The 23193-nt window shown below is 53.5% G+C and carries 18 protein-coding genes and 5 tRNA genes; 2 read left to right on the top strand and 21 right to left on the bottom strand.

The window, feature by feature from the left end; all coding sequences use genetic code 11:
• Positions 1-16: 16 nt before the first annotated feature.
• The 9 genes from nuoH to TH30_RS06890 form a co-directional block, all read right to left on the bottom strand.
• A complete protein-coding gene (nuoH, locus tag TH30_RS06930; protein ID WP_114097355.1) occupies positions 17-1030 on the bottom strand; it encodes an NADH-quinone oxidoreductase subunit NuoH in 1014 nt (337 codons plus the stop codon).
• Between the two features lie 86 nt (positions 1031-1116).
• The gene (gene nuoG / locus TH30_RS06925) at positions 1117-3177 is read right to left on the bottom strand and encodes an NADH-quinone oxidoreductase subunit NuoG (protein ID WP_114097354.1); all 2061 of its coding nucleotides are present in this window, start codon (positions 3175-3177) and stop codon (positions 1117-1119) included.
• A gap of 27 nt (positions 3178-3204) precedes the next feature.
• The gene (nuoF, locus tag TH30_RS06920) at positions 3205-4485 is read right to left on the bottom strand and encodes an NADH-quinone oxidoreductase subunit NuoF (RefSeq protein WP_114097353.1); all 1281 of its coding nucleotides are present in this window, start codon (positions 4483-4485) and stop codon (positions 3205-3207) included.
• Between the two features lies 1 nt (position 4486).
• The gene (nuoE, locus tag TH30_RS06915; protein ID WP_114097352.1) at positions 4487-5149 is read right to left on the bottom strand and encodes an NADH-quinone oxidoreductase subunit NuoE; all 663 of its coding nucleotides are present in this window, start codon (positions 5147-5149) and stop codon (positions 4487-4489) included.
• Positions 5146-6324 carry an NADH-quinone oxidoreductase subunit D gene (locus TH30_RS06910; RefSeq protein WP_114097351.1) on the bottom strand — a complete coding sequence of 393 codons (1179 nt, stop codon included), beginning with the start codon at positions 6322-6324 and terminating at the stop codon, positions 5146-5148. The genes nuoE and TH30_RS06910 overlap by 4 nt, the downstream gene beginning before the upstream one ends.
• Positions 6324-6953: an NADH-quinone oxidoreductase subunit C gene (locus tag TH30_RS06905; RefSeq protein ID WP_181850171.1), complete on the bottom strand. Its 630-nt coding sequence runs from the start codon at positions 6951-6953 to the stop codon at positions 6324-6326. The genes TH30_RS06910 and TH30_RS06905 overlap by 1 nt, the downstream gene beginning before the upstream one ends.
• Positions 6954-6972: 19 nt before the next feature.
• Positions 6973-7515: a NuoB/complex I 20 kDa subunit family protein gene (locus TH30_RS06900; RefSeq protein WP_114097350.1), complete on the bottom strand. Its 543-nt coding sequence runs from the start codon at positions 7513-7515 to the stop codon at positions 6973-6975.
• On the bottom strand, positions 7506-7871 hold the full coding sequence (locus TH30_RS06895) for an NADH-quinone oxidoreductase subunit A (protein WP_008891231.1): 366 nt from the start codon (positions 7869-7871) through the stop codon (positions 7506-7508). Before TH30_RS06895 ends, TH30_RS06900 begins: the two co-directional genes overlap by 10 nt.
• 284 nt (positions 7872-8155) lie before the next feature.
• Positions 8156-8232: transfer RNA gene (locus TH30_RS06890), tRNA-Asp, on the bottom strand.
• A gap of 312 nt (positions 8233-8544) precedes the next feature.
• Here TH30_RS06890 and fliG point away from each other — a divergent pair.
• A complete protein-coding gene (fliG, locus tag TH30_RS06885; RefSeq protein ID WP_114097349.1) occupies positions 8545-9564 on the top strand; it encodes a flagellar motor switch protein FliG in 1020 nt (339 codons plus the stop codon).
• Positions 9565-9656: 92 nt separating this feature from the next.
• Here fliG and TH30_RS06880 read toward each other — a convergent pair whose 3' ends face one another.
• The 12 genes from TH30_RS06880 to TH30_RS06825 form a co-directional block, all read right to left on the bottom strand.
• Positions 9657-10289, bottom strand: a complete 633-nt coding sequence (locus TH30_RS06880; protein ID WP_181850170.1) for a hypothetical protein — start codon at positions 10287-10289, stop codon at positions 9657-9659.
• 385 nt (positions 10290-10674) lie between these two features.
• A tRNA-Val gene (locus TH30_RS06875) sits at positions 10675-10751 on the bottom strand.
• A 276-nt stretch (positions 10752-11027) separates the two neighbouring features.
• Positions 11028-11104, bottom strand: a tRNA-Val gene (locus tag TH30_RS06870).
• A gap of 276 nt (positions 11105-11380) precedes the next feature.
• A tRNA-Val gene (locus TH30_RS06865) sits at positions 11381-11457 on the bottom strand.
• Between the two features lie 114 nt (positions 11458-11571).
• Positions 11572-11844, bottom strand: coding sequence for an HU family DNA-binding protein (locus tag TH30_RS06860; RefSeq protein ID WP_114097348.1), 273 nt, complete (start codon positions 11842-11844; stop codon positions 11572-11574).
• Positions 11845-12107: 263 nt separating this feature from the next.
• On the bottom strand, positions 12108-14519 hold the full coding sequence (lon, locus tag TH30_RS06855; protein WP_114097347.1) for an endopeptidase La: 2412 nt from the start codon (positions 14517-14519) through the stop codon (positions 12108-12110).
• Positions 14520-14648: 129 nt separating this feature from the next.
• On the bottom strand, positions 14649-15914 hold the full coding sequence (clpX, locus tag TH30_RS06850; protein WP_114097346.1) for an ATP-dependent Clp protease ATP-binding subunit ClpX: 1266 nt from the start codon (positions 15912-15914) through the stop codon (positions 14649-14651).
• Positions 15915-16214: 300 nt separating this feature from the next.
• Positions 16215-16844, bottom strand: a complete 630-nt coding sequence (gene clpP, locus TH30_RS06845) for an ATP-dependent Clp endopeptidase proteolytic subunit ClpP (RefSeq protein WP_114097345.1) — start codon at positions 16842-16844, stop codon at positions 16215-16217.
• Between the two features lie 58 nt (positions 16845-16902).
• Complete coding sequence (gene tig / locus TH30_RS06840; RefSeq protein ID WP_114097344.1) at positions 16903-18348, bottom strand: trigger factor; 1446 nt, start codon at positions 18346-18348, stop codon at positions 16903-16905.
• A 113-nt stretch (positions 18349-18461) separates the two neighbouring features.
• A tRNA-Leu gene (locus TH30_RS06835) sits at positions 18462-18546 on the bottom strand.
• A 168-nt stretch (positions 18547-18714) separates the two neighbouring features.
• Positions 18715-20106, bottom strand: coding sequence for a malonyl-CoA decarboxylase (locus tag TH30_RS06830; RefSeq protein WP_258548642.1), 1392 nt, complete (start codon positions 20104-20106; stop codon positions 18715-18717).
• Between the two features lie 149 nt (positions 20107-20255).
• The gene (locus tag TH30_RS06825; protein ID WP_114097343.1) at positions 20256-21719 is read right to left on the bottom strand and encodes an NAD(P)H-hydrate dehydratase; all 1464 of its coding nucleotides are present in this window, start codon (positions 21717-21719) and stop codon (positions 20256-20258) included.
• 200 nt (positions 21720-21919) lie between these two features.
• On the opposite strand from TH30_RS06825, the gene TH30_RS06820 reads away from it, so the two are divergent.
• Positions 21920-23185: a D-amino acid dehydrogenase gene (locus TH30_RS06820; protein WP_114097342.1), complete on the top strand. Its 1266-nt coding sequence runs from the start codon at positions 21920-21922 to the stop codon at positions 23183-23185.
• Positions 23186-23193: the final 8 nt, after the last annotated feature.

The raw sequence follows: 23193 nt of genomic DNA, 5'->3' as shown, positions 1-23193 counted from the left end.
TTCCGATGCGCGGCGATCAGGCCGGGACCTTGTCAAAAACAACGAGGAACGTGGCAACCAGCATGACCCATGCGAAAGACAGCGGCAGGAAGATTTTCCAGCCCAGACGCATCAGTTGGTCATAACGGTAACGCGGGAAGGTTGCACGGACCCACAGGAAGATGAACAGAACGAAGCAGATCTTCAAAATGAACCAGATTGCCCCCGGGATGAATTCGAGGAACGGCAGCGGCGCGCTCCAGCCACCCAGGAACAGAATGGCGCACAGGCCACTCATCAGGATCATGTTGGCGTATTCACCCAGGAAGAACAGCGCAAAGGTCATTGCCGAATAATCGACGTTATAACCCGAAACCAGTTCGGCTTCCGCTTCGGGAAGGTCAAACGGTGCGCGGTTGGTTTCTGCCAGGATGGACACGATGAAGATGATGAACATCGGGAAGTGGTATACAAAGTTCCACTCCCAGATCCCGCCGGTCTGACCGCGGACGATGTCGCTCAGGTTCAAGGAGCCGGTCGTCAACAGAACCGAAATGATGATCAGGCCGATCGAAATCTCGTACGAAACCATCTGGGCGCCGGAACGCAGCGCACCAAGGAATGCGTATTTGGAGTTCGATGCCCAACCGGCCATCACAATGCCGTAAACACCCAGCGAAGAAATCGCGAAGATATAAAGGATACCGACATTCAGATCGGCCAGTACCATGCCCTCGTCGAACGGGATAACCGCCCAGGCAATGATCGCCAGAATGAAAGTCAGCATCGGGGCGATGATAAACACGCCCTTGTTCGCGCTGCTCGGAATGATTGTTTCTTTCAGAAACAGCTTCAGACCATCAGCGAGCGGTTGCAGAAGGCCAAACGGCCCCACAACGTTCGGGCCCTTACGGAGCTGAATAGCACCGATAACCTTACGCTCTGCGTAGGTCAGATAAGCGACAGCAACCAGCAGCGGGACAACAATCGCCAAAATTTTGGCGACGATCCAGACTAGCGGTTCAATATATCCGTCCCAAAGAAGTTCCATCGGTCAAACCGTATCTTTTGCGTTTCGTCCCAGAATTGGGACACCCCCTTGTGGGATGGGCGACGAAATTGCGCCGCCCATCTTACTCAGGCAACCTTCTCGGCAGCCGCGTCCTTAACAAAGGCCTCAGTACATTTGGCCATCGTTACCGATGCGCGGCTGATCGGGTCGGTCATATAGAAATTGCGAACCGGAGAAACGAAACCTTCCGGCTTCATGTCACCTGCTTTACCGAATTCGGTCCATTCTGCCTTGGACGGAACGTTCAGCGACGCGAAGGTCGGGCTGATTTCCACCATACGGGCACGAACAGCATCGATATTGTTGTACGGCAGGGTGTGGTCAAGCGCGCCCGAAAGTGCGCGAACAATTGCCCAGTCCTCACGCGCGTCACCAACCGGGAAGATCGCACGCCAGCCCTGCTGGGCGCGGCCTTCGGTGTTGACATACGTGCCGTTCTTTTCGGTATAGGCAGCACCCGGCAGAATAACGTCTGCTGCCTGGGCACCGGCATCCCCCATTGCACCCTGGTAAATGACAAATGCCTTTTCCAGTTTGCTCATGTCGACTTCGTCTGCACCCAGAAGATAGACAACTTCCACGTCGCCTTTGGCTGCGGCATCAAGGATGTCATTGGTTGCAAGACCGCCCTCGCCCGGGACAAAGCCCAGATCAAGGCCGCCAACACGCGATGCGGCGGTGTGCAGAACGTTAAAGCCGTTCCATTCACCCGAAACCATGCCGAATTTCTCGGCAATCGCGCGGGTCGCTGCCAGAACAGCATCGCCGTCTTCACGGTTCAGAGCGCCCATACCGACGATGATCATCGGTTTGTCAGCTGCCTCAAGAACCTTGGCGAAGTCGTTCTTGCCTGCAATAATTTCAGCAAGGGTGTCCGGGCCTGCGCCAAGATAATCGTTCTTGTAGGTCGGATCCCATTTCTCGCCGATGATGCCGACTTTGAAATCACCGGCAGTCGAACGCCAGCGCTTGCGCAGGCGGGAATTGATGATCGGCGCTTCGGCACGGATATTTGCACCGACGATCAGGCAGGCATCTGCCTCGTCAATACCGGCAATCGTGCTGTTGAAGATATAGGAAGCACGCGGGCCACCAATCTTCGAACCGTCCTGACGGCAATCAAGGTTCGGGGAACCCAGTTTACCCATCAGATCCTTGAGCGCGGTCATTGCTTCACAATCGACCGTGTCACCGGCAAGTGCGGCAATCTTTTTGCCGTCCAGACCGGAAACCTTTGCCTTGATCGCGGCAAATGCCTCGTCCCAGCTTGCAGGCTGGAGCTTGCCATTCACACGAACATACGGACGGTCAAGGCGCTGACGCTTCAGACCATCGATGGCGTAACGGGTTTTGTCCGAAATCCATTCTTCGTTGATGTCTTCATTCGTGCGCGGCAAAACGCGCAGAACTTCGGCGGTGCGGGCATCGATACGAATGTTCGAGCCAACCGCATCCATCACGTCGATGCTATCGGTTTTCTTGAGTTCCCACGGGCGTGCGGTAAACGCATACGGCTTGGAAGTCAAAGCGCCAACCGGGCAAAGATCAATCAGGTTGCCCGAAAGTTCGGAATTGATTGATGCTTCGATATACGGTCCGACCTCGGTATCCTCGCCACGGTATACAGCACCCATGGTGCCGACACCGGCGACTTCCTCGGAGAAACGCACACAGCGGGTGCAGTGAATGCAACGGGTCATGATCGTTTTGACGATCGGGCCCAGTTCCTTGTCTTTCACTGCGCGTTTTTTCTCGGCGTAACGTGAAGAATCAAAACCATAGGCCATGGCCTGGTCCTGAAGGTCACATTCCCCCCCCTGGTCACAGATCGGGCAATCCAGCGGATGGTTGATCAGCAGGAATTCCATCACGCCATTGCGTGCTTTCTTGACCAGGTCGGAATCGGTTTTGATCACCATTCCGTCTGCCGCAGGCATGGCACAGGAAGCGACCGGTTTCGGTGCGCGTTCCATTTCAACCAGGCACATACGGCAGTTGCCGGCGATTGACAGGCGTTCGTGATAGCAGAAACGCGGGATTTCCTTTCCGGCCTCTTCACAGGCCTGAAGGACTGTCGCCCCGGCTTCTACTTCAACTTCAATACCGTCAACTGTTAGTTTCGGCATGTCTCAATCCCTCTCAACAGGCCCCTCTCAGGCCGCGATCCGTGCGCGATATTCCTTGATCCGACGTTCCATTTCGGGACGGAAATGACGGATAAGGCCCTGAATAGGCCATGCAGCTGCATCGCCAAGCGCACAAATGGTGTGGCCTTCGACCTGTTTGGTCACATCCCACAACAGATCAATTTCATCAAGCGTGGCTTCGCCGCGGACCATGCGCGCCATCATGCGCATCATCCAGCCAGTGCCTTCACGGCACGGCGTGCACTGACCACAGCTTTCATGCTTGTAGAATTCCGACAGACGCGCGATCGCGTAGACAATGTCAGTCGACTTGTCCATGACGATCACAGCCGCCGTCCCAAGACCCGAACCCACTTCACGCAGGCCGTCGAAGTCCATCAGAACGTCGTCGCAAACATCTTTGGGCATCAACGGAACCGACGAACCACCCGGGATAACCGCAAGAAGGTTGTCCCAGCCACCACGGACGCCGCCGCAATGCTTTTCGATCAGTTCACGCAGCGGAATGCTCATCGCTTCTTCGACAGTACACGGCTTTTCGACGTGACCGGAAATGGCGAACAGCTTGGTACCGTGGTTGTTTTCACGGCCAAAGCTTGAGAACCACGAACCGCCACGACGCAGAATGGTCGGAACGGCTGCGATACTTTCAACGTTGTTCACCGTGGTCGGGCAGCCATACAGACCGGCGTTTGCCGGGAATGGCGGCTTGAGACGCGGCTGACCTTTTTTACCTTCGATACTTTCAATCAGGGCGGTTTCTTCGCCGCAGATGTAAGCACCAGCACCAAGATGCAGGTAAAGGTCAAAGTCCCAGCCTGAACCACAGGCGTTCTTACCGATCAGACCCGCTTCATAAGCTTCGTCGATCGCACGCTGAAGGTTGGATGCCTCGTGATAGAATTCACCACGAATATAGATGTAAGCGGCATGTGCATTCATCGCAAAGCTGGCAAGAAGGCAACCTTCCACCAGTGTATGCGGATCATTACGCATGATTTCGCGGTCTTTGCAGGTGCCCGGCTCGCCTTCGTCGGCATTAACGACGAGATAGCTCGGACGACCATCAGATTCCTTGGGCATGAACGACCATTTAAGGCCGGTCGGGAAGCCAGCGCCCCCGCGACCACGCATACCGGATGCTTTCATCTCGTCGATGATCCAGTCGCGGCCTTTTTCGATCAGGGCCTTGGTACCATCCCAGTTACCACGGGACTGCGCGCCCTTGAGGCCGAAATCCTGGAAACCATACAGGTTGGTAAAGATACGATCCTTATCCTGCAGCATATCAGGCGTCCCCTTCGCTTGCATCAGCGCCCTGCGGGGCTGCACCGCAGCCACAGAATGCCTTCAGAACCTTCGGACCACCCATCGGTTCACAACCTTTGCGGCCGCTCTGCGGACCGGCTTTCGGCATCTCGCCCTTTTTAAGGGAATCAAGGATCGCCTTGGTCGTTTCCGGGGTCAGGTCTTCATAATAATCGTCGTTGATCTGCATCATCGGGGCGTTAACACACGCACCAAGGCATTCAACTTCGATCATGGTGAACTGACCGTCTTCAGTGGTTTCGCCGATGCCAATGCCGAGTTCCTTTTTGCAGGTATCGACAATGTCGGCAGAACCGCGAAGCCAGCACGGCGTCGTGGTGCAAACCTGGATGAAGTTCTTACCCACCGGGGCAAGGTTATACATCGTATAGAAGGTTGCGACCTCGTAGACGCGAATGGCTGGCATTTCGAGCATGTCGGCAATGTAATCCATTGCGACGGTCGGAACCCAGTTTCCTTCGGTCTGACGCTGCGCGAGATCAAGCAGCGGCATGACCGCGCTCTGCTGGCGGCCTTCCGGATACTTGGCGATGATCTTCTTTGCCTTTTCCAGATTTTCCGGAGTGAAAGCAAAGCTGGTCGGTTGAAGCTCTTTCGGAGCTGGTCTTCTCAAATGGCTCATCGGTCAATCTCACCGAACACGATATCTAGCGACCCGATATTGGCAACGACGTCGGCCAGCATGTGACCTTTGGACATGAAGTCGATGCCTTGGAGGTGCGGGAACCCCGGGGCGCGGATTTTGCAGCGATACGGACGGTTCGAGCCATCCGAAACAAGATACACACCAAACTCGCCCTTCGGTGCTTCCACAGCGGCATAGCATTCGCCAGCCGGAACGTGGAAACCTTCGGTGAAGAGTTTGAAGTGATGGATCAGGGCTTCCATCGAACGCTTCATATCGGCGCGCGACGGCGGTGCCACTTTGTTATTCTCAACAATAACAGGACCATCGGGCATATTTTTGATGGCCTGCTTGATGATTTTCAGGGACTGCCACATCTCTTCGAAACGAACGAGGAAGCGGTCATAGCAATCGCCGTTCTTGCCGATCGGGATGTCGAAGTCGAATTCTTCGTAGGAGTCATAAGGCTGCGATTTACGCAGATCCCATGCCAGACCCGATGCACGAATGTTTGGACCGGTGAAGCCCCAGTCAAGCGCCTCTTCCGCACTCACGATACCGATATCAACCGTACGCTGTTTGAAGATACGGTTACCGGTCAGAACGCGGTCAAAGTCCTTGAGGAAGATGTCATACTGATCTGCCCAGGCATCGATGTCTTCAAGAAGACCAGCCGGAAGATCAGCTGCAACACCGCCCGGACGGAAATAGTTGGCGTGAAGACGGGCACCACAGGCGCGCTCATAGAATTCCATGAGCTTTTCACGTTCTTCAAAGCCCCAAAGAAGCGGGGTCATCGCACCAACGTCCAGTGCGAACGCGGTCAGGTTCAAAATGTGGTTCAGAATACGACCGATTTCCGCATAAAGAACACGGATATACTGACCACGTTTGGGAACCTCGATCCCCATCAGCTTCTCGATGGCCAGGCAATATGCATGTTCCTGGTTCATCGGAGCAACATAGTCGAGACGGTCGAAATACGGGGTCGCCTGAATATAGCTCTTATATTCGATCAGCTTTTCCGTACCACGATGCAGAAGACCAATATGCGGGTCGGAACGTTCGACAACTTCGCCGTCCATTTCCAGAACCAAACGCAGAACGCCGTGCGCCGCAGGGTGCTGCGGGCCGAAGTTCATGGTCATATTTTTGATTTTTTGTTCGGACATCAGGCGTTGCCCTCCGCCTTTTCATCACCCGGAAGAACATGCTGGATGCCTTCCCACGGGCTTTCGAAATCGAAATTACGGAAATCCTGAACCAGTTTCACCGGTTCGTAGACAACGCGCTTCTGCTCGTCGTCATAGCGAACCTCGACATAACCGGTCAGCGGGAAATCCTTGCGCAGCGGATGACCTTCGAAACCGTAGTCGGTAAGAATACGACGGGGATCCGGATGACCTGCAAAGAAGATACCGTACATATCCCAGGCTTCACGTTCGAACCAGCCGGCGGCGCTGAAAAGCGGAACACAGCTCGGCACCGGCGTTTCTTCGTCGGTACGGATCTTTACGCGAATACGCAGGTTATGTTTGAGCGACAGCAGGTGGTAAACCACGTCGAAACGTTCAGCACGTTCCGGGTAATCTGCACCACAAACGTCGATAAGCTGCTTGAACAAGCAGCCGGTATCGTCCCGAAGGAAGGTCAGAACTTTAAGAATATCGTCGCGCTTTGCGACGATGGTCAGCTCGCCGTAACGAATCTCGCTTTCGAGGATTTCGTTGGCCAGCTGGGACACCACAAGATCTTTAAGATCATTCAATGCGGCGCTGTTATCGCTGAGCAGTTCGCTCATGCAAGCCCCCTATTACGGATCAGCGTGTCAGGACACCAGTACGGCGGATTTTCTTTTGCAACTGCATCACGCCGTAGATCAGCGCTTCGGCTGTCGGCGGGCAACCCGGAACATAAACGTCAACCGGGACAACACGGTCACAACCGCGAACCACCGAATAGGAATAGTGATAGTAACCGCCGCCATTGGCGCACGACCCCATCGAAATAACCCAGCGCGGCTCAGCCATCTGGTCATAGACCTTGCGCAGTGCCGGGGCCATTTTGTTGGTCAGCGTACCAGCAACGATCATCACGTCTGACTGACGCGGGCTTGGGCGGAACACCAGACCATAACGGTCAAGGTCATAACGCGACGCAGCCGAATGCATCATCTCAACAGCACAGCAGGCAAGACCGAAAGTCATCGGCCAAAGGGAACCGGTGCTTGCCCAGCTTGCCAGCTTGTCGAGATTGGCAAGGACAAAGCCCTTGTCATTCATCTCGTCAAACACGCCCTTAAGCAGTGCATCCTGATCCGTACCGGGTGCCAGGGGTGCGCCTGTATTGGTGCTCACTCCCATTCCAAAGCTCCCTTCTTCCATTCATAGATAAATCCGACCGTCAGAACAGCCAGGAAGATCACCATCGATACAAAGCCGAAAGTCCCGATATCACCGAGGGTAACAGCCCACGGGAACAGGAAGGCGACTTCGAGGTCGAAAATAATGAACAAGATTGCGACCAGATAGAACCGGACGTCGAACTTGATACGCGCATCTTCAAACGGCGCGAACCCACACTCGTATGCGGACAGTTTCTCAACATCCGGTGCCTGCTTGGCAAGAACCAGCGACGCGATGACGATTACCGCCGAAAGACCGACGGCGATCCCGATAAATACCAGGATCGGAAGATATTCCGAAAGAAGCTCTTGCATCTCTCTGACCTCTCAAGAACAGGCCTTGTGACCCGACCAGGTCCCCACCTGGCCCATTACGGCGCACCATAACGCATGCACCGCACAAGTTCCAGTCCTCAAGCAGCATTAAACCGCTCTAAGACCGGAAACTTTCTAATCTTTTTACCGTTCACTACCGTCCGATATCGGGCCGCATGTCGAGATGATCAAGACCCAAGCGTGCGAAGCAGCATTAGCAACACATGAAAAGATGATCGCGGAAAAGACGAAACACCCGATAACAGACAACAGATGATGGATCATGGCGCGAGCGACGGGACTTGAACCCGCGGCCTCCGGCGTGACAGGCCGGCGCTCTAACCAACTGAGCTACGCCCGCAAAATGACCATCAATCGGCGGGCCTTTGTTAGACCACCCCCAAAACCAAGTCAAGCAGCTAGCAACGTTTTCAACCCATTCGGCAATATCACCTGCGAACATCGCGCTTTGAAATGCATTCCGGCCTCTGATTTGTACTGATTTTGGCAATTAAGTACATTTTGCGGGCTTATACATGTGGGGCTTTGCAAAGACGCGTCGGCTTTTATAGAATTGTTGACAAATTCCCCCTATCTTACGGTGTGATAGGGGCAAGCCTTGTACGACTGGTTCAGTACGAGGCCAGAGTCATTACGACGGAGAAGACCACCCGTGGGGCGCGTTAAAGAAGAATACAGATCACTGGCCGGGCCCGAGAAGGCAGCGATTCTCATGCTTGCTCTTGGGGAAGAGCACGCGACCAAGATGTTCAGCATGATGGATGACGAGGAAATCAAAGAGATTTCCCAGACCATGTCAGGCCTTGGCACCATCAGCTCCAACATCGTTGAACGTCTGTTTGTCGAGTTTGCCGATCAGCTGTCCTCTACCGGTTCCCTTGTCGGTTCCTTTGATACGACCGAACGCTTGCTGTCCAAGGTTCTGCCCGAAGACCGTGTTAACGGCATCATGGAAGAGATCCGTGGTCCGGCGGGTCGCACCATGTGGGACAAGCTGAATAACGTTAACGAAGCCGTTCTTGCCAACTATCTGAAAAACGAATACCCGCAAACCGTTGGCGTTGTGCTGTCAAAGCTGAAACCCGGTCACTCGGCTTCGGTTCTGTCGCTTCTGCCGGAAAACTTCTCGATGGAAGTCATCATGCGCATGCTGCGTATGGAAGCCGTGCAGAAGGAAGTTCTCGATAACATCGAAAAGACGCTGCGCACCGAATTCATGTCGAACCTTGCGCGTGGCTCGCGCGGCGACAACCACGAATTGATGGCCGATATCTTCAACAGCCTTGATCGCCAGAGTCAGGATCGCTTCCTGACCGCTCTTGAGGAACGCAACCGTGACTCGGCCGAGAAGATCAAGGCGCTCATGTTCACCTTTGAAGACCTTGCCCGTCTCGACAATAACGGTGTTCAGACCCTTCTGCGTCAGGTCGAGAAAGACAAGCTTGCCCTTGCGCTTAAAGGCTCGACCGACCAGATGCGCGATCTGTTCTTCAAGAACATGTCCGAACGCGCAGGCAAGATGATGAAAGAGGACATGGATGCACTGGGGCCGGTTCGTCTTTCGGATGTCGAAGAGTCGCAAATGATGATCGTTCAGCTCGCCAAAGAACTGGCAGCACAGGGCCAGATCGTTATCTCCGAAGGCAGCGGCGAAGACGAAATGGTCTACTAGACCGGTTTCCAGACCCTCAGACACCAGAAAAACCGAAAAGGGACAGCGTTTGTGCTGTCCCTTTGTCATTTGCGGTATCGGATGCCCCTGCCCTAGCCGACAATCACGTTGGGCACCGGGTCAGTAATCGATTTGATTTCCCAGCGCAGCCGGTTCTGGCCGCCGACTTCCTTGAACTCGGCTGCGTTATGACTGCGAATGCCCGCAGTGGTACGAAACTCGATCTTGCCGGTCATCTGATAGCCAAGAGCACTAAGGCGATCCTGATATTGATCCGGCACAAACCCGCCCCGGATTTCGACTGTGTTGCGGTCCTTGTGGAAAAACATCTCGAGAATGCGTGACTGGCGACGTACAAAGACAAAGCTTTTCTCACGGATAATATTACCACGGCGTTCATAGACGATGTTGAACGCACCTCGCCCGCTATAGGTCAACTGCTTGACGCCCGAATCGCGCCTGAGATCGGCAAGAACCTTGTCGACCTTTTCCTTTTCCCCGGCAGGATCGAGACTTTGCTCCAACAGCCCCTGGGTAATGGTCGGCTGCACCAGCATCCCCTGATAGCTCAGCCGATAATCGCCATTCCGTTCCATCGAAAGATCGATATTGAAGGCCTCGGGCAAATAGCAGCTGGTCAGAATAAGCGGAACGCAAAGCACAAGCACCAATCGCCGAAGGTGCCAGATGACGCGCGAAACATGCCCGGTCGATGGAATGTTCATGATGCAGGTTCCGTTTCTAGTGACCGATAGCCGAAATTTCTGCCTTAACACTGCCCGTCAGGCGATCAAGCGTCAACTTTTACAGAGAGTTATCGGGCTTTAATGAGATGTGGATAACGCTGCAACCATTCAGTCACCGACAAACCCCAGCCTTCCCCCAAAGCACCAGGACCACAAAGCGGCTTATAACAGCCCTGAGGGCGCACGCACCTGCAACAGGCGCCATTTGTCATGAAACACTCAATGCATGCCGTGTAGCCGTAAAACAGCCTTTGACGCAATGCAGCGCGCAAACCGGTAGTGATCGACCAAGTCTGAATGGAAAGGGCACCAGAGCCGAAAATCAGGCAAAGAAAAAAGGCAGCCTTTAGGGCTGCCTTTTTCGTGGTGGGTGATGAGAGATTCGAACTCCCGACCCTCTCGGTGTAAACGAGATGCTCTAACCAGCTGAGCTAATCACCCGTTGCTTGTCCGCGCTGTTTTCTGCGGAAGCGGGCGGAACTTACCATGCTTTTTACAAAATGCAATGCCCTGTTTGCATAAAAATGTAACTTCTATTTCAAGGGTATTTATCCATGATGGCTGGTCAACCTGAACCCGCCAAAAATGCGACGTATTACCCGAAAAACAGAACCCGCGAACCAGCATTTTGCTTCAAGGCCTGCGTGATGTGATTCGGAAAAGATTCGAATCATGCCCGAACACGAAAAAAGGCAGCCTTTAGGGCTGCCTTTTTTATGGTGGGTGATGAGAGATTCGAACTCCCGACCCTCTCGGTGTAAACGAGATGCTCTAACCAGCTGAGCTAATCACCCGTTGCTTGTCCGCGCTGTTTTCTGCGGAAGCGGGCGGAACTTACCATGCTTTTTACAAAATGCAATGCCCTGTTTGCATAAAAATGTAACTTCTATTTCAAGGGTATTTATCCATGATGGCTGGTCAACCTGAACCCGCCAAAAATGCGACGTATTACCCGAAAAACAGAACCCGCGAACCAGCATTTTGCTTCAAGGCCTGCGTGATGTGATTCGGAAAAGATTCGAATCATGCCCGAACACGAAAAAAGGCAGCCTTTAGGGCTGCCTTTTTTATGGTGGGTGATGAGAGATTCGAACTCCCGACCCTCTCGGTGTAAACGAGATGCTCTAACCAGCTGAGCTAATCACCCGTTGCTTGTCCGCGCTGTTTCTTGCGGAAGCGGGGCGGAACATAACATGGTTTTTACAAAAAGCAATGCCGGTGACGCTTGTCACCGGCATTTTTTCCAAGAACTTCGTCAAACTTAGTTGACGGCGTCCTTAAGGCCTTTACCAGCCTTGAACTTCGGCTGTTTCGATGCCGGAATGTCGATTTCTTCACCGGTGCGCGGGTTGCGACCTTTTGAAGCAGCGCGAGCAGCGACAGCGAAGGTACCGAAACCAACCAGACGAACTTCGTCGCCGGATTTAAGAGATTCGGTGATGGAATCGAAAACAGCGTCAACCGCTTTTGCAGCGTCAGCTTTGGACAGATCAGCTTTAGCAGCTACACTTCCAACGAGATCGTTTTTATTCACTTCCTGGCCCCCTTGTTTGGACGTTCGGAGTTATGAGGAAATTTGGTTTGCCCCAAACCTGTTGCATGGGCAGTGTAAGCAGGTAGCAAACAGCTCGTCAATGCGAGAGACGCAGTTTTCTGCGGTTTTTGACGTTTTTTTCGATTTTTTGCGCTTTACACCAATCTCGACATGTCCCTTCGCCGATTCTTGGTCAAAGTTATCCACAGAAAAAGGGGAGCGACATGGTCGCTCCCCTTGATTTCTGCCGGTTATGACACGCTTTAATGCGTCGTCACACCACCAATTTCCGATTCTTCGCCGTCCTTGGATTTGACCGCGACATCATCTTCGGGTTCTTCCCACTCAATCGGGACCAGCGGATTGACCAAAGCATGGCTGAGAACTTCGTCAACATGCGACACAGGAATGATTTCCATACCGCGTTTGACATTGTCCGGAATCTCTTCGAGATCCTTTTCGTTCTCCTGCGGGATCAGGACGGTTTTCACCCCACCCCGCAACGCCGCCAGAAGCTTTTCTTTCAAACCGCCAATCGCAAGCACACGGCCACGCAGCGTCACTTCGCCGGTCATGGCCACATCCTTGCGCACCGGATTGCCGGTCAGAACAGACACAACCGACGTCACCATGCCAACGCCGGCAGACGGACCGTCTTTCGGGGTTGCACCTTCCGGGACGTGCACGTGAATGTCGCGTTTCTGGAACAGGGTCGGCTTGATGCCGAACTCTGCTGCACGCGAACGCACGAACGAGGTCGCCGCCTGGATCGATTCCGTCATGACTTCACCGAGCTTGCCGGTGGTTTTCATGTTGCCCTTGCCCGGAACCGTCACAGATTCAATCTGCAACAGATCGCCACCGAATTCGGTATAGGCAAGACCGGTCACGACACCAACCTGATCTTCACCCTCGGTCTCGCCATAGCGGAACTTGCGGATGCCTGCATATTTGCCAAGGGTACGCGGCGTTACACGCACAGCCTTGATATTCTCGAGCATGATACGCTTGGTCGCCTTACGGGCCAGACGGGCCAGCTCGCGTTCAAGGTTACGGACACCTGCCTCGCGGGTATAGAACCGGATCAGATCACGAAGCGCTTCGTCAGAAATGCTCCATTCACCTTTGCGCAAACCGTTATCCTTGATCTGTTTCGGGATCAGGTGACGTTTGGCGATCTCGACTTTCTCGTCTTCGGTGTAACCGGAGATACGGATGATCTCCATACGGTCAAGCAGCGGCTGCTGCATACGAAGCGAGTTTGCCGTCGTCACAAACATCACATCCGAAAGATCGTAATCGACTTCAAGATAATGGTCGTTAAAGGTCGAGTTCTGTTCCGGATCAAGCACCTCAAGCAGTGCCGATGCCGGATCACCGCGGAAATCCGAACCCATTTTTTCAATCTCGTCGAGAAGGAACAACGGGTTGGAATATTTCGCCTTTTTCATGCCCTGGACAATCTTGCCCGGCATGGAACCGATATAGGTCCGGCGATGACCGCGAATTTCGGACTCATCACGCACCCCGCCAAGCGACATACGCACAAAGCTGCGACCTGTTGCATTGGCCATCGATTTACCAAGCGAGGTTTTACCAACGCCGGGAGGACCAACAAGGCAAAGGATCGGACCTTTGACTTTTTTGGTGCGGGCCTGAACGGCTAAATATTCAAGGATGCGTTCCTTGACCTTCTCAAGACCGTAATGTTCCTTATCAAGAACCTTCTTGGCCTTTTTCAGATCATGGGATACACGCGAACGCTTGTTCCACGGAATCGACACCATCCAGTCAAGATAGTTGCGCACCACGGTGGCTTCCGCCGACATCGGGCTCATATTGCGCAGTTTCTTGAGTTCTGCCTGGGCCTTTTCCTTTGCCTCTTTGGGCATCTTGGCCTTGTTCAGCTTCTCTTCGATTTCAGAAGCTTCGTCCTTGCCGTCCTCGCCTTCGCCAAGTTCCTTCTGAATGGCTTTGAGCTGCTCATTCAGATAGTACTCGCGCTGGGTTTTCTCCATCTGGCGTTTGACGCGGTTGCGGATTTTCTTTTCAACCTGCAAGACGCCGATTTCGGATTCCATGAAGCCGAAAATACGTTCCAGACGGTCACCAACAAGGCTGGTTTCCAGCAATTCCTGCTTTTCAGAAATCTTGAGCGACAGGTGGGATGCCACCGTGTCGGCAAGCTTCGCCGGTTCTTCGATCTGATTTACAGATACCAGAACTTCGGGCGGAATCTTTTTGTTGAGCTTGATGTACTGTTCGAACTGCGTCACCACAGAACGAGCAAGCGCTTCGAGTTCGCTGTCATCTTCGTCAGCATCCTCGCGCACGGCACCATAGGCCTGGAAGAATTCCGGGTTATCAACATAGCCGGTGATTTCGGCACGTTTTCCGCCTTCTACCAGTACCTTGACGGTTCCATCCGGAAGCTTGAGAAGCTGCAGGACAGTTGCGACAGTACCAACTTCATAGAGATCTTCGACTGCCGGGTCATCAAGACCGGCGTCTTTCTGGGTGACAAGCATGATCTGCTTGTCTTCGCGCATCACATCCTCGAGCGCACGCACCGATTTCTCACGTCCAACGAACAGAGGAACAATCATGTGCGGGAACACGACAATGTCGCGCAACGGCAGCACCGGGTAAATTTCGCCACGCGCCAATTCGACCATTATGTTCTATTCCCTACTCTGAGCCAAAACGTTGCTGGGGTCCTGCCATAGGCCCCGCCAGTAACGCGAACATTTCTTAGATAAGCTGAAATTCCCGCACCGCAATAGATGCCGGTGCGGGATTTGATATCAGGCAGTGTTTTCGACACCTTCATGGCGTTCCGCATGGATCAGCAACGGTTTTGCCTTTCCTTCGACAACGTCACTATTGATGACGATTTCCTCGACGCTATCCATGGTCGGAAGATCGAACATGGTATCAAGCAGGATGCCTTCCATGATCGAGCGCAGACCACGCGCACCGGTCTTGCGTTCAATTGCCTTGTCGGCAATTCCCTTAAGCGCATCAGGCTGGAAGGTGAGTTTCACATCTTCCATGTCGAACAGACGCTGATACTGCTTGATCAGTGCGTTTTTCGGCTCGGTCAGGATCTTGACCAAAGCTTCGTTATCGAGGTCTTCAAGCGTTGCCAGAACCGGCAGACGACCGATGAATTCCGGGATCAGACCGAATTTCAGAAGGTCTTCAGGTTCAACTTCGCGCAACACTTCACCCGTGCGGCGGTCATCCTGGCTGCGAACGTCGGCACCAAAGCCGATTGCGCTGCCCTTGCCACGCTGGGAGATCACACGATCAAGACCGGCAAACGCGCCACCAACGATGAACAGGATGTTCGTGGTGTCGACCTGCAGGAATTCCTGCTGCGGATGTTTACGGCCACCTTGCGGCGGAACCGAAGCAACAGTGCCTTCCATGATCTTGAGCAATGCCTGCTGGACGCCCTCGCCCGAGACATCACGCGTGATCGACGGGTTGTCGGATTTACGCGAAATCTTGTCGACCTCGTCGATATAGACGATGCCGCGCTGGGCGCGCTCGACATTGTAGTCAGCAGCCTGCAGCAGCTTGAGAATGATATTCTCGACATCTTCCCCCACGTAACCGGCTTCGGTCAGCGTGGTGGCATCAGCCATGGTGAACGGAACATCCAGAATACGGGCCAGCGTCTGAGCCAGAAGCGTTTTACCGCAACCGGTCGGACCGACCAGCATGATGTTGGATTTCGCCAGTTCGATGTCTTCATTCTTGCTGGCGTGATGCAGGCGCTTGTAATGGTTGTGAACCGCGACCGAGAGAACTTTTTTCGCATGGCCCTGACCGATGACATAGTCATCAAGGACCTTGCAAATCTCTTGCGGAGAAGGCACCCCGTCTGCCGATTTGACGAGATGGGTTTTATGCTCTTCGCGGATGATGTCCATGCAAAGCTCTACGCATTCATCACAGATGAATACGGTTGGACCGGCGATGAGCTTGCGAACCTCGTGCTGGCTCTTTCCACAGAAAGAACAGTACAGAGTGTTCTTGGAGTCCCCGCTATTCGATTTGCTCATACAAACCCCAATTACGTTTGACGTTATCTTTTATCGCCATGTTAGCCGGTAAACGATACCGATCTCAACGTTTAATCTGCGCTTTTCGGCGTTATGGCATCATGTTTGATATGGGTTCGCCAGATTGGTTACGAAACCCCTTGTATTAATCACCCAAACGTTCGAGTGCCATACAAGTTCCAGACATCATGCCGATACCTGCGCCTATACCTGTCTATGACTTAAAACTGCCATGAGGCAAGACATAAAAAAACGCCCCGGCGTTCGTCCGGGGCGTTTTTGCCGATCGTAATGGAACGATCAGTCTTTCTTTCCATCGCTTTCCGGCTTCGGACGCGATGTCACCACTTCGTCGATCAGACCGAATTCCTTGGCCTGATCCGGGGTGAGGAAGTTGTCACGCTCCATCGCATCTTCAATCGTCTTGAGATCACGGCCGGTATGTTCGACATAGATCTCGTTAAGACGCTGACGCAACGCCAGGATTTCGCGGGCATGGATTTCGATATCCGATGCCTGTCCCTGGAAACCGCCGGACGGCTGGTGGATCATGACACGCGCATTCGGCAGGCAGTAACGCTTGCCCTTTGCACCGGCCATCAACAGAAGCGAGCCCATGGATGCCGCCTGCCCCATGCACACCGTCGATACATCACAACGGATGTACTGCATGGTGTCATAGATGGCGAGACCCGAGGTCACAACACCGCCCGGAGAATTGATGTAAAGCGAAATATCCTTGTCCGGATTTTCCGATTCGAGATGCAGGAGCTGCGCGCAGATCAGTGACGACATGCCGTCATGAACCTGACCGTTGATGAAGACGATACGCTCCTTGAGCAAACGCGAAAAGATGTCATAGGCACGCTCGCCCCGGCTGGTCTGTTCAACCACCATCGGCACAAGCGAATTCATCTGTTCTCTAATCATCAACTGCAACTCCCTGCATTATCCAAAACCGTGTCCGGCAGGATTACTTCTCGTCAGATCAGTCTTCTGCTTTTTTCTTCGCAGCCGGCTTCTTGGCAGCAGCTTTCTTGGCCGGAGCCTTTTTCTCTGCGTCCTTTTTCGCCGGTGCTTTCTTAGCAGCCGATTTCTTCTTCGGAGCTTCGTCTTCCTCTTCCGGTTTCAGAAGATCTTCGACCGTTACGGTCTTTTCTTCAACCTTTGCGAGTTCGACGATGTAATCCACGACCTTGTCTTCATATACAGGGCCCTGAAGAGCCTGCAAGGCCTGCGGGTTATTTTTATAGAATTCAATAACCTGCTGTTCCTGACCCGGGTACTTCTGAGCTTCAGCAACAAGGACCTTGTTCACGTCTTCCTGGGTAACCTGGATCTCGTTTGCACGGCCAACTTCTGCAAGCAGAAGACCAAGAAGAACGCGACGTTCTGCGATTTCGCGGAACTCTTCGGTCAGCTCTTCTTCGGACTTGCCTTTGGTTTCGTCATCTTCCTGACCAGCTTCACGGGCCTGTTTGATCTGGCCGATGATGCCCTGCAGTTCGTTTTCGACCAGCGAGGTCGGAAGTTCGAAGCTGTGGTTTTCAGCCAGCGCATCAAGCAGCTGACGCTTCAGTTTCTGACGGGAAACCGATTCGTATTCGCGTCCGTAATCCTTGCGGATTGCGTCTTTAAGCGCTTCAAACGATTCCTGACCAAGTTTCTTGGCAAGTTCGTCATCCAGCTCAGCCGGTTTCTTTTCTTTGATTTCCTTGACGGTTACGTCGAACTCGGCATCTTTGCCAGCGAGTTCAGCAGCACCGTAAGCTTCCGGGAATTTCACTTTGACGACAACTTCGTCACCAGCGTTAACACCGGTCAGTTGATCTTCGAAACCATCGATGAAGGAGCCCGAACCGAGTTCGAGTTCGTAATCTTCGGCTTTGCCGCCGTCGAATGCTTCACCGTCGATTTTGCCGAGGAAGTCGATAACGACAACGTCACCGGCTTTCGACTTGCGCTTGCGTGCGAGCGGAGCAGTGGTGCCCTGCGCTGCGGCAATACGATCAAGGGTTTCGTTAACCTTGCTGTCGTCAAGTTCAACAACTTCACGGGTCAGTTTCAGCTTTTTGAAGTCCATTGCTTCGATTGCCGGGATGACTTCAACAGCGATGTCGAACTCAAGATCCCCGCCTTCATCGAATTTGGTTACTTCGATTTTCGGCTGAACGGCCGGACGCAGGTCGTTGTCGGAAAGAACTTTGCCGGTGTTTTCGTTCACAGCGGCTTCAAGAACTTCGCCCATGACAGCCTGGCCATAACGCTGACGAAGCAGTTTCGCCGGAATTTTGCCCGGACGGAAGCCCGGCAGGCGAACCTGGTCTTTGATCTCGTCAAGCTTGGCGACGACTTTTTCTTCGATATGTGCGGCGGGCACGACGACTTTGAACTCGCGCGCCAGGCCTTCGTTTTTGGTTTCAGTAACCTGCATAGATAACTCTTTTGCTTGGTTCGAATAATGTCCGTTACGCGACGCAGTCCGGACGTCAGAAAGTCAATATGACTAAACGAATATATAACCTGATCTATTTTAAAGCCTGCAAGTGGTACGGGCGAAGGGACTCGAACCCCCACGGATTGCTCCACTGGAACCTAAATCCAGCGCGTCTACCAGTTCCGCCACGCCCGCACACAAGCACGCAATTCACGCCGGTAAGACCGGAATGAGTGCGCCTTAATACAAACTTCGCTCACCTCATGCAAGCATCGCCTTTTCGACAAATGCAATCTTGTGGAATTTAACAGGCCATCACACGGAATATCTAGCAGGTTTCAAGGGTTTCCGGCTTTTGCAAAACTAGCGCAAATGACGCTTTACTGCACCAGATGCGGCTATTTTGCCCTGCCCGACATAGCTTTCATGATTTTTTTCAATCATCGAAAGGTCGTAAAGATAGTTCACCATCATGCCAAATGACTGCATCCAGCCATTTTCATTTCCGTTGCCATTCCAGTTCAGCCGTTCGACCCGTGCCCCGTTGGTCAGATGGAAATGCGCCACCGGATCAAATGCCGATCCTGTCTCAACCCGCTTGGCATTCAAAAGATACCAAGCCGTAAGGTATTCGATATTGGTGCGCGTGCGTTCGCTCACCTCGTCCGGGTGTTTTGCAGGCGGTTTGGGCCCCATCAGATCATCACAATCGCGTAAGGCTGCCTCAATTGCCTTGGGCAGTCCTGTGTCCTGCTTTTGCAACATGGCATCAAGTTGCCGGTCCATCCAGCTGCGCATAGCCGGAATGGGAGACAGGGTACAGAACTGCTTGAGATCCGGAAGATCACGTTGCAATTCCCCAACCACCCGCTTGATCAGGAAATCACCAAAACTGATTCCCGCCAGGCCAGCCTGCGCATTTGAAATCGAATAAAAGATGGCGGTATCGGCAAGCTTCGACTCTTGTTCGTCTGCGTCATCCTGATCACTCTGGATCAGGGCATCGACACTGCCTGCGATGCCATTGACCAGGGCCACCTCGACAAAAATAAGCGGCTCGTCGGGCATTCCCGGATGGAAAAAGGCAAAACACCGGCGATCCGGTGCCAACCGACGTTTCAGGTCATCCCAGCTTTGAATGGCGTGAACGGCTTCATAGGCGATCAGCTTTTCAAGAAGGGAAGCAGAAGAATTCCATGTGATGCGTTGCAGTTCCAGAAAGCCGATATCAAACCAGCCTGCGAGGAGTTCCTTAAGATCACGCTCAAGGATAACAAGCCCTGGGGCTTCCCTGCGCCACCGCAAAAGATCCGCCCGCAGATCAACCAGAAACTTTACACCCTGGGGTAATGAATTGAATTCCTTAAGAATCATGCGAAATGGCGGCGTAAGGGCAGCTCTCAGTTCTGCCTCCAGCAAAGCCTGTTCGGCCAGATCATCAACCATGTTCCAGTCTGACATGATCGCTCCGACACGGTCTCGATCAACGCCAAACTCGTTGATTAGCAGGTGCAAAAATTCGCGCTTTCCCGCGTCATCAAGACGCAGAAAATCATGACCAAGTGCCGCCGCACGCGAACGTGCCGAGACCGCCCCGCCACGCTTGGCAAGGCAATCGGTGATCTGGCGACGCCAGCGTTCCTGACGGCTCTGACTTTCATCAAGACCAAGGCCACGCACCACCGGGCTGTCACGCAATTCGCGCCAGGCAACCCGAAGGTTATCAATTGTTCTGTCCAAGAAGGTCTGAGACATGCCTGTCTCCCACATCCGGTAGTTCTGTTTTTGTGACTTTAAGGTAAGTATATCGGGTGACATCAACCAAACATCCAGCATGCCCGCAAAGATGTCATAATTCTGGCCCGTCGGTATTTAACCGTTTCACTTGATCACCGGAAACACCCCTAGCCTTTTTTGCGCGATGCCAGCCAAAGTTCGCGCAAAATACCGGGCAAATGTTCCGGTATATCCTCGGCGATCAGGCCCGGCCCGATATCTGTTCCGCTGCGGGCATGAAGCCAGACCGCCATACAGCTTGCATCGAACATTTCCATGCCTTGCGCCATCAGACCACCAATAATCCCGGCCAGAACATCGCCCGATCCGGCTGTTGCCAGCCAGGGGGCATCGGCGGCACTGATTGCGGCCCGGCCATCAGGTGCGGCAATCACCGTATCCGCCCCCTTGATCAGGACTGTCGCACCACTTCGTTTCGCCGCTGCGCGCGCCCGGGTCAATTTATCGCCAGTGATATCGGGGAACAGGCGGGAAAATTCGCCCTCATGCGGGGTAAGAACCGTCGGCCCCTGAATCGCAAAACATAATGTAGACGGATCATCGGCAAAGCTTGTGAGCGCATCTGCATCCAGAACGGTCGAACGGCACAGATGCAAAAGTTTAAGGACAAGACTTCTGGTGTCATCCCCCAGACCATATCCCGGCCCGATCACAAAGGCATTATGACGACAGTCATTTAAAAGGCTTTCGACCTGTCCGATTGGCGCTGTCATATTACCCGGGGTATCTGACGCATAAACCGGAAGTGCCACCGGATCCGATACAATGGTCAACAACCCGACACCTGATCGGCGGGCGGCACGCGCAACAAGCCGTGTTGCACCGGTCATGGATGCCCCGCCAAAAGCCAGCAGATGACCACGATGATATTTGTGCCCGTCCAATCCGGGCCAGTGGATACCCGCACGCCACAGAACCGGATCATTACGCCAGCAATTCGGACGCATTTCGGAAATGGTCTGGTCGGAAATGCCGATATCACGGATGGCCAGTTCACCGCACATCAACCGGCCGGGCAAAAGGTAATGACCGGGCTTTGCCCGACAGAATGTCACCGTCAGATCCGCCTTGACACCACAGCCCCAAATCGCGCCACTATTGCCATCCACTCCCGATGGCACATCGACGGATACGACCGATGCCATACTTGAATTTATCGTGGTGATCAGTTCGGCAATCTCGCCGGTAATCTCGCGCGCCAGTCCTGCCCCGAAGATACAATCCACCAGCAAATCCGCACCGACGACAAGGGCTGGTGAAAGACGCTCCACCGCGCCGTCCCAGCGTGCGGCATGAAGGGCCGCGTCGCCCTTAAGTGATACAACATCCCCCATCAGGCCCAGCCGGACCGACCAGCCGGCGTCGCGCAGCAATCTGGCAATCACAAAACCGTCACCACCATTATTGCCCGGACCACACAAAACAGAGACCGACCGAGGGGACCAGTGACGTATGATTTCCTCAAACACCACACGTCCGGCATTGTCCATCAACACATCACCGGCAAGACCGCCTTCAATCGTTCGGCGGTCTGCTTCGTACATCTGGTCTGTGGTCAGGATTTCAAACATTTTACCCCGTCTGTTTTATCACTGCGCCCTATCATTCAGACGCATTTTCATAGGTGCAAAAAAGATCAAAAGTCGCCGGTAGCCATTTGTTTTACACGACAGTATATTGCAAACAAATTCGCAAGTCAGACAGATAACGCATTGTCCTATCTATCTGGGCTGCTTCACGAACGCACTTTCCGCAACAAGGCTTTGCCCGCATGCATGTTGTCGTAATGGGTGCTGGCGTCATCGGGACGACAGCGGCCTGGTATCTTTTGCAAAATGGTCATCAGGTCACCGTTATTGATCGCCAACATGCAAGTGCACAGGAAACAAGCTTTGCCAATGGTGGTCAAATTTCGGCATGCCATGCAACACCATGGGCCAATGCCGGCACCCCGAAACAAATCCTGAAATGGCTTGGACGCGAGGAAGCACCGCTTCTGGTCCGCATGCGCTTTGACCCGCAGCTTTTTGCCTGGGGTTTGCGGTTCTTGCGAAATTGCACCGATGGACGTGCCCGGATCAATCTTGAAAAGGCCTTGCGCGTTGCGACCTATAGTCGCGATTGCCTGCGTGCCCTCCGCTGCGAACTTAATCTGGATTATGATCACAGCGAACGCGGAATTTTGCATGTCTGCCGTGATGCCTACGAAATGGACGCGGTTGATCGGGCAACTGCGCAGATGCGTGACCTTGGACTTAACCGGAAAACCGTCAGTCCGGACGAATGTTATGAAATCGAACCTGCCCTTCGCCAAAGCAACGCCCCGATTGTCGGTGGCAGCTTCACACCCGATGATGAAAGCGGCGATGCCCGCAAATTCACCGAGCGCCTGACCGAACATTGCATCGCCAAGGGCGCCACATTCCGCTTCAACACACAGATCAGACGCCTGATCCATGATGAGGGCAGGATCACCTCGGTACAAACCGATCAGGGCAACATTACAGCTGACGCCTTTCTGGTCTGTCTTGGAAGTTATAGTCCGTTATTGCTGAAGCCACTTGGCCTGAATGCGCCGATCTATCCGTGCAAGGGATATTCGATCAGCATTGATACCACCGGTTATCACGGTGCCCCTCAGACCGCCCTGATCGATGACAGCGTCAAAATGGTGTATTCGCGACTTGGCGACCAACTCAGGGTAGCAGGGACCGCAGAGCTGGATGGCTACAACTTGCGAATGTCACCAAAAAGAAATCAGCTTATCGTCGATAAAGCATTAGAATTATTTCCGAATTGCGGAGATCCATCGACCATCAGTTTCTGGTCGGGTTTACGCCCGGTAACGCCCGATTCTGCCCCTATTCTTGGGGGTACTAAATATGATAATCTATACCTTAATACGGGGCATGGGACGCTGGGCTGGACGATGAGTTGTGGGTCGGCAAAGGCAATCGCCGACGTAATAAGCAATCGCACACCTGACATCCCGCTTACGGGGCTGGGTATCGAGCGTTTTAAACGAGCGTTACTGTAAAACAATGG

Source organism: Thalassospira profundimaris (assembly GCF_003326795.1).
Taxonomy (GTDB): Bacteria; Pseudomonadota; Alphaproteobacteria; order Rhodospirillales; family Thalassospiraceae; genus Thalassospira; species Thalassospira profundimaris_C.
The sequence above is the reverse complement of the archived record's forward strand: the minus strand, read 5'-3'. Positions and strand labels throughout refer to the sequence as shown.

What these genes read in the sequence shown, in the direction of transcription:
- nuoH (WP_114097355.1), bottom strand. Translation starts at nt 1,030, where the DNA reads ATGGAACTTCTTTGGGACGGATATATTGAACCGCTAGTCTGGATCGTC.
- nuoG (WP_114097354.1), bottom strand. Translation starts at nt 3,177, where the DNA reads ATGCCGAAACTAACAGTTGACGGTATTGAAGTTGAAGTAGAAGCCGGG.
- nuoF (WP_114097353.1), bottom strand. Translation starts at nt 4,485, where the DNA reads ATGCTGCAGGATAAGGATCGTATCTTTACCAACCTGTATGGTTTCCAG.
- nuoE (WP_114097352.1), bottom strand. Translation starts at nt 5,149, where the DNA reads ATGAGCCATTTGAGAAGACCAGCTCCGAAAGAGCTTCAACCGACCAGC.
- TH30_RS06910 (WP_114097351.1), bottom strand. Translation starts at nt 6,324, where the DNA reads ATGTCCGAACAAAAAATCAAAAATATGACCATGAACTTCGGCCCGCAG.
- TH30_RS06905 (WP_181850171.1), bottom strand. Translation starts at nt 6,953, where the DNA reads ATGAGCGAACTGCTCAGCGATAACAGCGCCGCATTGAATGATCTTAAA.
- TH30_RS06900 (WP_114097350.1), bottom strand. Translation starts at nt 7,515, where the DNA reads ATGGGAGTGAGCACCAATACAGGCGCACCCCTGGCACCCGGTACGGAT.
- TH30_RS06895 (WP_008891231.1), bottom strand. Translation starts at nt 7,871, where the DNA reads ATGCAAGAGCTTCTTTCGGAATATCTTCCGATCCTGGTATTTATCGGG.
- TH30_RS06880 (WP_181850170.1), bottom strand. Translation starts at nt 10,289, where the DNA reads ATGAACATTCCATCGACCGGGCATGTTTCGCGCGTCATCTGGCACCTT.
- lon (WP_114097347.1), bottom strand. Translation starts at nt 14,519, where the DNA reads ATGGTCGAATTGGCGCGTGGCGAAATTTACCCGGTGCTGCCGTTGCGC.
- clpX (WP_114097346.1), bottom strand. Translation starts at nt 15,914, where the DNA reads ATGAGCAAATCGAATAGCGGGGACTCCAAGAACACTCTGTACTGTTCT.
- clpP (WP_114097345.1), bottom strand. Translation starts at nt 16,844, where the DNA reads ATGATTAGAGAACAGATGAATTCGCTTGTGCCGATGGTGGTTGAACAG.
- tig (WP_114097344.1), bottom strand. Translation starts at nt 18,348, where the DNA reads ATGCAGGTTACTGAAACCAAAAACGAAGGCCTGGCGCGCGAGTTCAAA.
- TH30_RS06830 (WP_258548642.1), bottom strand. Translation starts at nt 20,106, where the DNA reads ATGTCTCAGACCTTCTTGGACAGAACAATTGATAACCTTCGGGTTGCC.
- TH30_RS06825 (WP_114097343.1), bottom strand. Translation starts at nt 21,719, where the DNA reads ATGTTTGAAATCCTGACCACAGACCAGATGTACGAAGCAGACCGCCGA.
- TH30_RS06820 (WP_114097342.1), top strand. Translation starts at nt 21,920, where the DNA reads ATGCATGTTGTCGTAATGGGTGCTGGCGTCATCGGGACGACAGCGGCC.